The 12,510-nt window shown below is 51.6% G+C and carries 12 protein-coding genes and 1 tRNA gene; 8 read left to right on the forward strand and 5 right to left on the reverse strand.

Annotated features, from left to right (window positions below; all coding sequences use genetic code 11):
- Nucleotides 1–90 precede the first annotated feature (90 nt).
- On the reverse strand, nt 91–375 hold the full coding sequence (locus tag HV242_RS16465) for a YfcZ/YiiS family protein (RefSeq protein ID WP_014171053.1): 285 nt from the start codon (nt 373–375) through the stop codon (nt 91–93).
- A 372-nt stretch (nt 376–747) separates the two neighbouring features.
- Here HV242_RS16465 and fadL point away from each other — a divergent pair, with 372 nt between their 5' ends.
- Nucleotides 748–2,076, forward strand: coding sequence for a long-chain fatty acid transporter FadL (fadL, locus tag HV242_RS16470; protein ID WP_020883109.1), 1,329 nt, complete (start codon nt 748–750; stop codon nt 2,074–2,076).
- Between the two features lie 63 nt (nt 2,077–2,139).
- On the opposite strand, the gene mlaA is transcribed toward fadL, so the two are convergent.
- Complete coding sequence (gene mlaA, locus HV242_RS16475) at nt 2,140–2,892, reverse strand: phospholipid-binding lipoprotein MlaA (protein ID WP_020883108.1); 753 nt, start codon at nt 2,890–2,892, stop codon at nt 2,140–2,142.
- Nucleotides 2,893–3,207: 315 nt separating this feature from the next.
- Between mlaA and HV242_RS16480 the strand changes: the two genes are divergently transcribed.
- Both HV242_RS16480 and HV242_RS16485 read left to right on the forward strand, forming a co-directional pair.
- Nucleotides 3,208–4,137: a formate/nitrite transporter family protein gene (locus HV242_RS16480; RefSeq protein WP_020883107.1), complete on the forward strand. Its 930-nt coding sequence runs from the start codon at nt 3,208–3,210 to the stop codon at nt 4,135–4,137.
- 75 nt (nt 4,138–4,212) lie between these two features.
- A tRNA-Arg gene (locus tag HV242_RS16485) sits at nt 4,213–4,287 on the forward strand.
- Here the strand turns inward: HV242_RS16485 and HV242_RS16490 are convergent.
- Complete coding sequence (locus HV242_RS16490; protein WP_072126464.1) at nt 4,247–4,921, reverse strand: ECs1377 family protein; 675 nt, start codon at nt 4,919–4,921, stop codon at nt 4,247–4,249. The two genes, HV242_RS16485 and HV242_RS16490, sit on opposite strands and share 41 nt — an antisense overlap.
- Nucleotides 4,922–5,094: 173 nt before the next feature.
- On the opposite strand from HV242_RS16490, the gene HV242_RS16495 reads away from it, so the two are divergent.
- From HV242_RS16495 to ypdK, 3 genes are all read left to right on the forward strand, one after another.
- Nucleotides 5,095–5,571, forward strand: a complete 477-nt coding sequence (locus HV242_RS16495) for a WbuC family cupin fold metalloprotein (protein WP_050737148.1) — start codon at nt 5,095–5,097, stop codon at nt 5,569–5,571.
- A gap of 283 nt (nt 5,572–5,854) precedes the next feature.
- Complete coding sequence (gene lpxP, locus HV242_RS16500) at nt 5,855–6,775, forward strand: kdo(2)-lipid IV(A) palmitoleoyltransferase (protein ID WP_025203512.1); 921 nt, start codon at nt 5,855–5,857, stop codon at nt 6,773–6,775.
- Nucleotides 6,776–7,129: 354 nt separating this feature from the next.
- Complete coding sequence (ypdK, locus tag HV242_RS16505) at nt 7,130–7,201, forward strand: membrane protein YpdK (protein WP_099458937.1); 72 nt, start codon at nt 7,130–7,132, stop codon at nt 7,199–7,201.
- Nucleotides 7,202–7,253: 52 nt separating this feature from the next.
- Here the strand turns inward: ypdK and alaC are convergent, their stop codons facing one another.
- Nucleotides 7,254–8,492, reverse strand: coding sequence for an alanine transaminase (alaC, locus tag HV242_RS16510; RefSeq protein ID WP_014171059.1), 1,239 nt, complete (start codon nt 8,490–8,492; stop codon nt 7,254–7,256).
- A 385-nt stretch (nt 8,493–8,877) separates the two neighbouring features.
- Here alaC and HV242_RS16515 point away from each other — a divergent pair, with 385 nt between their 5' ends.
- Both HV242_RS16515 and HV242_RS16520 read left to right on the forward strand, forming a co-directional pair.
- Entirely contained in the window at nt 8,878–10,575 is a 1,698-nt protein-coding gene (locus HV242_RS16515; RefSeq protein ID WP_050737150.1) for a sensor histidine kinase, read from the forward strand.
- A gap of 13 nt (nt 10,576–10,588) precedes the next feature.
- Complete coding sequence (locus HV242_RS16520; protein ID WP_050737151.1) at nt 10,589–11,320, forward strand: LytR/AlgR family response regulator transcription factor; 732 nt, start codon at nt 10,589–10,591, stop codon at nt 11,318–11,320.
- 32 nt (nt 11,321–11,352) lie between these two features.
- On the opposite strand, the gene glk is transcribed toward HV242_RS16520, so the two are convergent.
- Nucleotides 11,353–12,318, reverse strand: a complete 966-nt coding sequence (gene glk / locus HV242_RS16525) for a glucokinase (RefSeq protein ID WP_020883102.1) — start codon at nt 12,316–12,318, stop codon at nt 11,353–11,355.
- Between the last annotated feature and the right edge of the window lie 192 nt (nt 12,319–12,510).

Below are 12,510 nucleotides of genomic sequence, written 5' to 3' on the forward strand. Positions count from 1 at the left end.
AAAGCAAAACGGTAACCCGAAGGTTACCGTTTTAGTGTGCACCCTCTTCTGTGAGAGAGGGGCCAGGATGAGGGCATTACGCCGTTGAGGTTAGCGCAGACCCAGCTGGAAAATCAGCGTTTCCGCCTCGCAGGCGAACACAAAGTCGATATCCAGCTTCACACCGCCGTCCACGTCAGTAAAGGTGGATTTGATTTCGCACGGATCGGATTCGACCTCACGTGCACGTTTGCTCAGCGCGGCCAGGGTTTCTTCCGCTTCGGCGCGGTTGCTGAATACACGGCTGTAAGAGGCGGTGCAATCGGAGTTGTCCATGATGGTACCAACATCCATACAGCAGCAAACCGGGGTTTCATCAGCACTGCATTTACTCATAGCTCAATTTCCTCTGTATTCGCGCAAGGCGCGAGATAAACACGATGCTGCTATTTTACGCCCCGGGGCTGGCTCTCTCCAGCCGTTAATGGCGCAAAAGCGGATAAGTGACCAATATCACACTAAAAAATGATCTAGAACAAAAATCACCCTTTCAGACGATTCGCAATGGTCACAATTTTGCCAACCAGATCTCGTTTCAAGAAACATGTTTGAAAATATTAATAAACAAACTTGCAACATTCTGGCTGGTCAGACCTATACTCTCGCCACTGGTCTGATTTGTATGTCATACCTCAGACCCTACACTTCGCGCTCCTGTTACGGTATGTAACAATTATTGAATAAAAATAACTCAATGAGGTTATGGTCATGAGCCAGAAAACCCTGTTCAAAAAGACTGCGCTGGCAGTCGCAGTGGCAATCGTCTCTACGTCCGCCTGGTCCGCGGGCTTTCAGTTAAACGAATTTTCTTCCTCTGGCCTTGGCCGTGCGTATTCCGGGGAAGGCGCAATTGCTGATGATGCGGGCAACGCGAGTCGTAACCCTGCACTGATCATGATGTTCGATCGTCCGACCTTCTCTGCTGGTGCAATCTTTGTTGATCCGGGTGTTGATATCTCGGGCCGCTCGCCAACAGGCGCCAGCCTGAAGGCAGACAACATCGCGCCAACAGCCTGGGTGCCAAACCTCCACTTCGTTGCGCCAATTAATGACCAGTTCGGCTGGGGCGCTTCCGTGACGTCTAACTACGGCCTGGCTACCGAGTTTAATAATAACTACGCCGCAGGGGCGTATGGCGGTAAAACCGACCTTGAAACCCTGAACCTGAACCTGAGCGGTGCTTACCGTCTGGACAACCACTGGAGCTTCGGCGTCGGCTTTGATGCGGTTTATGCTAAAGCGAAGATCGAGCGCTACGCGGGTGACCTGGGTAAAGTCGTTGCTGGCTCAGGCGCTCTGCCGCCGATTCCGGGTCTGGCACAGCAGGTTGCAGGTATTCCGGCAGATACCCAGATTGCTTACCTTAAGGGTGACGAATGGGGCTTCGGCTGGAACGCCGGTATCCTTTATGAAATCGATAAAAATAACCGCTACGGTTTAACCTACCGTTCCGAAGTGAAAATTGACTTCGATGGCGATTATAAGAGCAGCCTGCCTTCAGCCTATAACCAGATTCTGGGTAGCTTCGGCCTGCCAATGGGCACCGACGGCCGTACCACTGGCGGTTCTCTGAGCCTGCACTTGCCAGAAATGTGGGAACTGTCGGGTTATAACAAAGTGGCGCCGCAGTGGGCGGTTCACTATAGCCTGACCTACACCAGCTGGAGCCAGTTCCAGGAGCTGAAAGCGACCAACAGCAATGGTGACACGCTCTTCTATAAAGATGAAAGCTTCCGTGATGCCTACCGTATCGCGCTGGGTACCACCTACTATATGGATGACAACTGGACATTCCGTACCGGTATTGCCTTCGATGATAGTCCGGTACCGGCTGACAAGCGTTCCATCTCCATTCCGGACCAGGACCGCTTCTGGCTGAGCGCAGGTGCAACCTATGCCTTCAATAAAGATGCTTCTATCGATGCGGGCATCTCTTACATGCACGGTCAAAAAGTTAACTTTAAGGAGGGGCCGTATGAGTTCTCTTCTGAAGGTAAAGCCTGGCTGTATGGCATGAACTTCAACTACGCGTTCTAATCGCGCAGGGATTAAAAAAGGTGAGCATGGCTCACCTTTTTTCTTTATTCCGGTTCGATATCTTTATTCCGAGTCGATATCTTTTAATTCGTTCTCGATTGCTTTCGCGTTCGGATTCTCTTCCGGCTTCAGCTTGCCACCATTGGCAATAAAGTCGTGATTCTGGAAGTAAGCTTCGCGGACCATAATATACGGGTCAGAAGACTGACGCAGCAGACCGTCCGAATCAAGCAGTTGCGCACGCGTCTCGATCCCTTCCACCGTCCATTTCCCTACCGACAGCGGCCAGGTCAGCCACGACAGAACCGGATACAGCGTATCCACCATGTCGCCGCCGTCATCTCGTACGGTGAAACTGCCGTAGAATGGCAGATGAACATACGGACCATAACCCACGCCATAATGCCCCATCGTACTGCCGAAACGGTGCGGTTGCTCACGCTGAAGTTTCGGGTTCGCCATACCGGCAACATCGATGAAGCCCCCCATCCCCAGCAATGAGTTCAGGAAGAAGCGGGTAAAGTGCACCATACCCTGATACGGATCGCCCTGCAGGAAGTAGTTCACCATCACCGCAGGTTCTTCCAGGTTACTGGTGAAGTTACTCAACCCGTTACGCGCAGGTTGTGGAACATAATCACGCCATGCAACTGCCACCGGGCGAACCACATACGGGTCCAGCACGTTGTAGTTGAAGCTGTACATTGAGCGGTTAAATCCTTCGAGAGGATCGGAGCGTCCCGTTTGCTCTCCAGAGCTGGCGCAGCCCACAAGCATCGTCGCGCCCAGCGCAAGCGCCGACAGCCGAAGTTTCATAAATATCTCCCTGTTCAGTATGGCTATCGTTGATTGCCATCCGTAACGGAGCATGGGTTGCTCCGCCTGTAAACGTGCAAGTGATTGTAACAGCACGTTTACCGATGTCTACGAGCACAATTACGGGCAGTAACCACCGTCACTCTGATCTCAGCATAGCCTGGCTTTTAGAATTCGTTTCGCTGGCAATTTTATAATGTCTTTTAATGAGATGTATCGCCTTTGTTGCCATTGCCGCCAATTTAAGAGCATCCCCACGGGCATTTCATTAAAAGCCGCTACGCTTTATAGAAAGATCATCGTGTTGGAGTGGCTATGAAAGAAGTGGGCGAAGAAAAAATTGGCGAGAGTAATGAGGAAATTGAAATTGAAAGCGAGGAAAAAGAGCGCGGTGAGGAGATAGAAATCAATGAAGATCGCCTTCCTTCCCGTGCGATGGCGATCCATGAACATATCCGACAGGATGGCGAAAAAGAGATGGAGCGTGATGCCATGGCTCTGTTTTGGTCGGCCATCGCGGCAGGCTTGTCGATGGGCGCCTCACTCCTCGCCAAGGGCATATTCCATGTGCAACTGGAAGGGGTACCCGGTGGGTTTTTACTTGAAAATCTCGGCTACACCTTTGGCTTTGTGATTGTCATTATGGCGCGCCAGCAGCTGTTTACTGAAAACACCGTTACCGCCGTTCTCCCGGTGATGCAAAACCCTACCCTCGGTAATTTCGGTTTACTGATGCGTTTATGGAGCGTGGTGCTGCTGGGGAATATCATCGGTACAGGCGTGGCGGCATGGGCATTTGAATATATGCCGATATTCGATGAGCCCACCCGGGATGCCTTCGTGAAAATCGGTATGGACGTAATGAAAAACACGCCGTTCGAAATGTTCTCGAATGCCATCATCTCCGGCTGGATAATCGCGACCATGGTGTGGATGTTTCCTTCCGCGGGCAGTGCCAAAATTGTCGTGATCATATTAATGACCTGGCTGATAGCACTGGCTGACACCACGCACATCGTGGTCGGAACCGTTGAAATCCTCTATCTGGTCTTTAATGGTACGCTTCACTGGAGCGATTTTTTCTGGCCGTTCGCCCTGCCGACGCTGGCAGGCAATATCTGCGGCGGAACGTTTATCTTCGCACTGTTAAGCCATGCGCAAATCCGTAACGACATGTCTAATAAGCGCAAGGCCGAACAGAAAGCGCGGGAAAACGATGATAAATCTGCAAAAAAATCGACCTGAATGGTGACTCTTTGAGCAGTCAGGCGGCGATGAGCTTAACGCAAAGTGTAAATGAGGCTATACTCGTGCCGCCTTGTCCCCTTAGTTAAATGGATATAACGAGCCCCTCCTAAGGGCTAGTTGCAGGTTCGATTCCTGCAGGGGACACCATGCTCTCATCGGCGCGCCGATACACCGGTACAAGGCGAGTGGTTCCGGTAAGATTATCAAATACCTGTTTTTCCGCAGTGATAATTCTCATTCCGGCCTTTCTCAGACGTGACACCTCAGCAGCAATCCGCTGGATCCCAAACCAGAACAGCGCATCAAGCGCGGTTACCTCCAGACCACTTAACAGAGCACGCTTCAGACGTTCCGTGGGGGGCTTAATTTCTTTGGCTATCTGCAGAAAAGGTTCCGCGGTCAATTGTGTCGCTTCCGTTCGCCGTATACGTGTGGACAGATGATATTGAAAAACGTCAGGTACATCGCTCAAATCGGACTTCACGCTCCAGACACAGCCAAACCGTTTCCCGTTAAAAATGACATTCTTCTGGCTGAGCTGCAGTTCATCACGCAAGCCGGCAATTAACTGAGGTGTCCGCACGAGCAGCAGGCGGAAAGGCAGCTCAAAGCTGGTAACGTAATCGACATTGATCAGGGCAATACGCAGACGCGCCTCGGCCCCGGCCTGGATCGCCTTGCACTCGCTTAAAACGTCGGCCCACTGACGGGTAAGACGCGGAGGTTCATTCGCCTCGGTAAATCTGTATTTTTCAATCTGATAATCGATTTGCTCTGTCACCCGCTTTTCCCTGTCAGTCACGTTTTAGCCGCTAAAGAGAATTTAGCAGCACAGGTTATTATGCTCCAGAGGTGATGTGCAGAGATTGAACCCTTATTTATACGGGTTATGTTATTCCGTATTACAATTCCACTGCTTTGCTCCACAGGCCCTCTTCTCTTTAGGCAACCATCATGAAAAAAATCACGCTCTCCGATTTGACGCAACAAAGTGAAGCGGCGGCTAACGCCCCGCGTTTACGCGCACATCGTAACTTTCATCCTGAACTGAGCGACCCGGTTCAGCGACTGGCCATCGCGATGGAACCTGGCACCTATGTTCGCCCTCATCGTCATCCGCATACCTTTGAGCTGTTACTTCCCCTTCGCGGGCGTTTTGTCGTGCTGAATTTTGACGACCAGGGCGTCGTCACCCGTCGCGTCGTATTAGGTGAAGCGTGTATGGCGCTGGAGATGGAGGCGGGAACCTGGCATGCCGTGCTGTCACTGGATCACGGCGGCGTTATTTTTGAAGTTAAACACGGTGGCTATCAACCGGTGGCTGATGAGGATTTCGTTACCTGGGCCCCCGCCGAGGGAGAGCCCGGTACAGCCGCGCTGATGGCATGGTATAAACAGGTACAGCCTGGCGATGCGGCCTGGAAAACATAGCGACTGCTTTCAAAATATCCAAACAGATGCCGTCGCGCATCTGTTCTGGTTTATAAAAACAGAAAAATCAAAGACCTTTCGAATTGCCGCTTTTTTAATCAAGAACGAGTAATAGCACATACCGTATAAAGGGTGCTACATTATACCGCCCACCCAACGTCAGCAATGGCCAGGCAACGCCGTAAAGATCGGTAAAGCCTGCAACCATGACCTTGTACTACGGTCTAACAGGTACGTGGTTACGCAATGCGTGACTTTCACCGACTTTATATAGGTTCCCATTATTTTGTCACAATCCAAATTCAAACGCGCGTTTCTGCACCCGCGTTACTGGTTCACATGGTTTGGTCTTGGCGTGCTCTGGTTACTGGTTCAGCTTCCTTATCCCGTAATCCGCATTCTGGGCTCCAGGCTTGGCAGCGCATCGCGCCACTTCCTTAAGCGTCGTGAGTCTATTGCGCGTAAAAATCTCGAACTTTGCTTTCCACAGTACAATGCGGAACAGCGCGAAAAACTGATTGCTGAAAACTTTAAATCTATCGGCATGGCTCTGCTTGAAACCGGTATGGCATGGTTCTGGTCTGATGAGCGTGTTCGTAAATGGTTTGATGTGGAAGGCCTGGATAACCTGAAACGTGCCCAGTTGCAAAACCGCGGCGTGATGGTGGTCGGCGTTCATTTTATGTCTCTGGAACTGGGGGGGCGCGTCATGGGGCTTTGCCAGCCGATGATGGCAACCTACCGTCCGCACAACAGCGCTGTGATGGAATGGGTGCAGACACGTGGTCGTATGCGCTCGAATAAGGCGATGATCAGCCGTAACAACCTGCGCGGCATGGTTGGCGCACTGAAAAAAGGTGAGGCCGTCTGGTTCGCACCGGACCAGGATTATGGGCGTAAAGGCAGTAGCTTCGCTCCGTTCTTTGCAGTGAAAGATGTCGCCACGACCAATGGTACCTTTGTGATTTCACGCCTTTCCGGTGCCTCCATGTTGACCGTCACGATGGTCAGAAAAGCGGATAAATCAGGCTATCGCCTGCATATCTCCCCTGAGATGGCTAACTATCCGGAAAACGAAGGCGAAGCCGCTACGTTCATCAATAAAGTTATCGAAATGGAAATCATGCGTGCGCCTGAGCAATATCTCTGGATGCATCGCCGTTTCAAAACACGCCCTCTTGGCGAAGCCTCGCTGTATATCTAAATTCCAGAAGGTTAGTTTCGTTAAGAAACTAACCTTTTCAATGACCTGTAATCACGCTGTGTACTGTCTTTCTTTGCGTCGCTCAAAGTGAATTTATTGCGTTCTGAAATCAAACTGTCGCCGTTCCACGACACCCGTAAGTGACGGAAATTATTTAAAAAAATCCCTCTTGTCACCCCCCATTTTTAGGCGTACATTAGCGCCGTCTGGCAACAGGAAAGTACAGAATTCTGAGCGGGAGTCGGCGGTATTACGGGAAAAATCTTATTTCCGCTATAAGCCAACTTCAGCTCTCTATAATCAGGTGGACTCTGTTTTTAAATGCGTACCACAAGATACGCGGAGCGATGAAACGTGAAATATTTCTTTATGGGCATTTCGGTGATTGTTTTAGTCTGGGCCGGAACGTTTGCCCTGATGATCTAGTGAAGAACATGCAGTCAAAAAAACAGGAGCCGATGGCTCCTGTTTTTTTATGTCATGATGACGCGTGAGGTTCGGTGACGCTTTTCGATGAGAGAAGTCCGTCGGCGCGGAACATACTCTTGATGCCCCTCACCGCCTGGCGGATGCGGTCACTGTTTTCAATCAGAGCGAATCGCACATGGGTGTCGCCATAATCACCAAAGCCAATGCCCGGCGAGACACATACCTTCGCGTCCTGCAGCAGCTTTTTGGCAAACTCCAGCGATCCCATTGCCGCATACGGCTCCGGAATTTTAGCCCAGACGTACATGGACGCTTTCGGCATGTCCACCATCCAGCCCGCTTCATGCAACCCTTTGACCAGCACATCACGGCGACGCTTATACTGCGCAGCAATCTCATGCACACACTGCTGATCGCCTTCAAGTGCTGCAATAGCCGCGACCTGAAGCGGGGTAAAGGTACCGTAGTCGTGATAACTCTTGATGCGCGCCAGGGCATTCACCAGCGTCTTGTTGCCCACCATAAAGCCGATGCGCCAGCCAGCCATGTTGTAGCTTTTCGACAGCGTAAAGAACTCAACCGCCACATCGCGTGCGCCAGGAACCTGCATAATCGAAGGGGCTTTCCAGCCGTCATAGACAATATCGGCATAGGCTAAATCATGCACCACCAGCACGTCGTAACGTTTAGCCAGGGCGACCACTTTTTCAAAGAAATCGAGCTCTACGCACTGCGCCGTCGGGTTCGACGGAAAACCGAGGATCATCATCTTAGGTTTCGGGTAGCTTTCGCGAATCGCACGTTCCAGTTCGTTAAAGAAATCGACCCCTTCCACCAGTGGTACGGAGCGAACCTGCGCTCCGGCAATCACTGCGCCATAGATGTGAATCGGGTAGCTCGGATTGGGCACCAGTACGGTATCACCATGATCCAGAGTCGCCAGCATCAGGTGCGCCAGACCCTCTTTTGAGCCGATGGTGACAATCGCCTCGCTTTCAGGATCGATATCGACCTGGTAGCGATCCTGATACCAGCGAGAAATTGCACGACGTAATCGAGGAATACCGCGAGAGGTGGAGTAGCCGTGCGTATCCGGACGCTGAGCAACCGTACATAATTTCTCAACAATATGCGGTGGTGTTGGGCCGTCAGGGTTACCCATACTGAAATCAATAATGTCTTCGCCGCGCCGACGCGCAGCCATTTTCAGTTCAGCAGTGATGTTGAATACATAAGGGGGGAGACGATCGATACGCGTAAAACGGCGTTCAGGACTGAATTCAGCCATAGATTCCTCAGATTAACGTTAGCGCCCGGACCGTCCGAGCGACGCTGCCACCGATGTGGCATGTTTAGAAAATAACCTGAAAAAAATCATGCTGTCGAGAGGGAAATGAAAAAAAAGAGTGCGCGCTAAAATCGGAACCCTGCTGCATTGAAAAGCGGAAGCGTCCGAAGTGACAGCCTCTTTCTGATATCTGTTGTGTAACACGATGATATCAAAACCGTTACCTGCTCAGGCGTTATCACAAAAAATCGGGAGACTTCAGCCCTCTCCTGATAATCCCCTTTGCAAAACAGGGTTTTTCCCCATTTGATAAACCTGACGGATAGCTGGTCAATACGCGCCAGGTTTTTTATCATGATTCTTTCCCGTTTTCCCTGGTCTACTCGTGCACGAAATATTCAATATGCTGCTGGCGGTTTTTGACCGCGCGGCATTAATGCTGATTTGCCTGTTTTTCCTTATCCGCATTCGCCTGTTCCGCGAGCTTTTGCACAAGTCTGCGCACTCGCCAAAAGAGCTGCTGGCCGTAACGGCTATCTTCTCGCTGTTCGCGTTGTTCAGCACCTGGTCCGGCGTGCCGGTCGAGGGATCGCTGGTTAACGTGCGCATCATTGCCGTCATGTCCGGCGGGATTTTGTTTGGCCCGTGGGTCGGCGTCATCACCGGACTGATTGCCGGTACGCACCGTTACCTGATTGATATCGGTGGCGTGACGGCAATTCCCTGTTTTATTACCAGTATTATTGCCGGGATACTGTCAGGATGGATTAACCGCAAGATCCCGAAAAAGCAGCGCTGGCGCGCCGGGATCATCGCCGGCATGGTGTGCGAAACGCTGACCATGATCCTGGTGGTGGTGTGGGCCCCCACTATCGCACTGGGGCTGGATATCGTTTCGAAAATCGGTATTCCCATGATCCTCGGCAGCGTCTGCATCGGTTTTATCGTGCTGCTGGTACAAAGCGTTGAGGGAGAAAAAGAGGCCAGTGCCGCGCGTCAGGCCAAGCTTGCGCTGGATATCGCCAACAAAACGCTGCCACTCTTCCGCCATGTGAACGCGGAGTCATTACGTCAGGTCTGCGATATTATCCGCCGCGATATTCATGCCGATGCGGTCGCCATTACCAATAACGACCACGTACTGGCTTACGTCGGCGTCGGGGAACACAATTACCGCGATAATGACGATACCATTAGCCCCACCACCCGACAGGCGATCAACTACGGTAAAATCATCATTAAGAACAATGATGAAGCTCACCGAACGCCGGAAATCCACTCCATGCTGGTGATTCCGCTGTGGGAAAAAGGCGTGGTAACGGGCACACTAAAAATCTACTACTGCCACGCGCACCAGATCACCTCCACGCTTCAGGAGATGGCCATCGGCCTGTCGCAGATTATCTCTACCCAGTTGGAAGTTTCCCGTGCAGAACAGCTGCGCGAGATGGCAAATAAGGCAGAGCTGCGCGCGCTTCAGAGCAAAATCAATCCTCATTTTCTGTTTAACGCGCTGAACGCCATCTCGTCCTCCATCCGGATGAATCCGGACACCGCGCGTCAACTTATATTCAATCTGTCGCGCTACCTGCGCTACAACATTGAACTGAACGATGACGAGCAGATCGACATCAAAAAAGAGCTGTATCAGATCAAGGACTATATCGCGATTGAGCAGGCCCGTTTTGGCGACAAGCTCACGGTGATTTACGATATCGATGAAGAGGTCAACTGTGTGATCCCAAGCCTGCTGATCCAGCCGCTGGTGGAAAACGCGATTGTTCACGGCATTCAGCCGTGTAAAGGTAAAGGCGTGGTCACCATCAGCGTAACCGAAAGCGGTAACCGCGTGCGCATTGCCGTGCGCGATACCGGCCACGGTATTGATCCAAAAGTCATTGAGCGCGTGGAGTCTAACGAAATGCCGGGCAATAAAATTGGACTGCTGAACGTGCACCATCGGGTCAAGCTGTTGTTCGGCGACGGACTGCACATTCACCGTCTCGAACCCGGCACCGAAATTGCTTTTTACGTCCCGAATGAACGCTCCCCCGTTCATGCGGCGACATCACTGTTGCCATAGGCCGGAGTAATCAATGAAAGTCATCATCGTGGAAGATGAAATTCTGGCTCAACAGGAGCTGAGCTGGCTTATCAAAACGCACAGCCAGATGGAGATTGTGGGTACCTTTGAGGATGGTCTGGACGTGCTCAAGTTCTTGCAGCATAACCGGGTCGACGCCATTTTTCTGGATATCAACATTCCATCACTGGACGGTGTATTACTGGCGCAAAATATTAATCAGTTTGCTTATAAGCCGTTTATTGTTTTCGTCACCGCCTGGAAAGAGCACGCCGTAGAAGCCTTCGAACTGGAAGCGTTTGACTATATTCTGAAGCCTTACCAGGAATCGCGTATTGTCAGCATGCTGCGAAAGCTGGAAGCCGCATGGCAACAACAGGCCACGCCTGCTAACGCAAGCCCGGCGATACGTGAAAACGACACCATAAACCTGGTCAAGGATGAACGCATCATCGTGACGCCTATCGACGATATCTACTATGCCGAAGCGCACGAGAAGATGACGTTTGTCTATACACGGCGTGAATCGTACGTGATGGCAATGAACATCACCGAGTTTTGCAACAAACTGCCGGCGGCACACTTTTTCCGCTGCCACCGTTCGTTTTGCGTCAATCTAAACAAGATCCGCGAGATCGAACCGTGGTTTAACAACACCTATATTTTGCGTCTGAAGGATCTTGATTTTCAGGTCCCGGTGAGTCGCAGCAAGGTGAAAGAGTTCCGCCAGCTGATGCATCTGTAAAAATCCCCTCTCCCGCAGGAGAGGGATAGTCGTCAGAGGATTTGACCCAGTACCTGACGCAGGTGCGCGCCCGAGCCAAGCAGGCCAGGGTTATCGTGCACAATCAGGTACACAGGAATGTCCTGCACATAGCTTCTGAAGCGACCTTTGTCTTCAAACGCACCGCGGAAGCCTGAGGCTGTAAAGAAGTCGAGGAAACGTGGTACGATCCCGCCCGCGATGTAGACTCCCCCGAAGGTACCCAGCGTCAGCGCCAGGTTGCCGCCAAACCGTCCCATGATCACACAGAACAGCGACAGCGCACGGCGACAGTCGATGCAGCTATCCGCCAGCGCGCGCTCGGTCACATCTTTTGGCTGCAGATTCTCCGGCAGACGGCCGTCTGATTTTACAATCGCCCGGTACAGATTCACCAGACCCGGACCGGAAAGCACGCGCTCGGCGGAGACGTGGCCGATTTCAGCACGCAGCTCTTCGAGGATAATGCCCTCTTCTTCGCTGTTGGGCGCAAAGTCTACGTGACCGCCCTCACCCGGCAGGCTTACCCAACGCTGGTCGACGTGAACCAGATGTGAAACGCCAAGACCGGTACCGGCACCGTAGACCGCAATCGGCTTACCTTCTACTGGCGCTGTACCGCCAAATTGGATCAGATGCTCTGGCTTCAGCATCGGGATCGCCATGGACACGGCAGTAAAGTCATTGATGATTTCAAGATGCGCAAAACCAAGGTTTTTTTTCATCTCAGCGATGGAAAATGCCCAGACATGGTTGGTCATCGCCACCCAGTCACCGGTAATCGGGCAGGCAATGGCGATACATCCGTCTTCGATGCTCACCTGTTGCTCTTCAAGATAGACCCGAACAACGGCCTCAAGACTTGGATAATCCAGCCCTGAATAGGTTTTCGCCCGGGAAATTTCACCGCTATTTACATCGCATAGGGCAAGGCGAGCATTCGTGCCGCCCACATCGCCTACCAAAGCATACTTTGTCATTCTTCTACTGCTCCGCTAAAGTCAGAATAAATCTTTGGGACACTGTAAGTTCAAGGCGTGATAACAACAACGACCGGAAGGTGAATGCCCGTGGATTATCGATCTTCGTCACAGAATAACTTTACCGTTTCAGCACCTTTTGCACTATTGCCATAAAGCTGATTGTGCAAAGTAACGTAATAGCGTTTTGTA

The organism is Enterobacter sp. RHBSTW-00593 (assembly GCF_013784105.1).
Lineage (GTDB): Bacteria > Pseudomonadota > Gammaproteobacteria > Enterobacterales > Enterobacteriaceae > Enterobacter > Enterobacter ludwigii.

Excerpts from the sequence above, each read along its gene's own strand:
- HV242_RS16465 (WP_014171053.1), bottom strand. The coding sequence starts at position 375 with ATGAGTAAATGCAGTGCTGATGAAACCCCGGTTTGCTGCTGTATGGAT.
- fadL (WP_020883109.1), top strand. The coding sequence starts at position 748 with ATGAGCCAGAAAACCCTGTTCAAAAAGACTGCGCTGGCAGTCGCAGTG.
- mlaA (WP_020883108.1), bottom strand. The coding sequence starts at position 2,892 with ATGAAACTTCGGCTGTCGGCGCTTGCGCTGGGCGCGACGATGCTTGTG.
- HV242_RS16480 (WP_020883107.1), top strand. The coding sequence starts at position 3,208 with ATGAAAGAAGTGGGCGAAGAAAAAATTGGCGAGAGTAATGAGGAAATT.
- HV242_RS16495 (WP_050737148.1), top strand. The coding sequence starts at position 5,095 with ATGAAAAAAATCACGCTCTCCGATTTGACGCAACAAAGTGAAGCGGCG.
- alaC (WP_014171059.1), bottom strand. The coding sequence starts at position 8,492 with ATGGCTGAATTCAGTCCTGAACGCCGTTTTACGCGTATCGATCGTCTC.
- HV242_RS16520 (WP_050737151.1), top strand. The coding sequence starts at position 10,589 with ATGAAAGTCATCATCGTGGAAGATGAAATTCTGGCTCAACAGGAGCTG.
- glk (WP_020883102.1), bottom strand. The coding sequence starts at position 12,318 with ATGACAAAGTATGCTTTGGTAGGCGATGTGGGCGGCACGAATGCTCGC.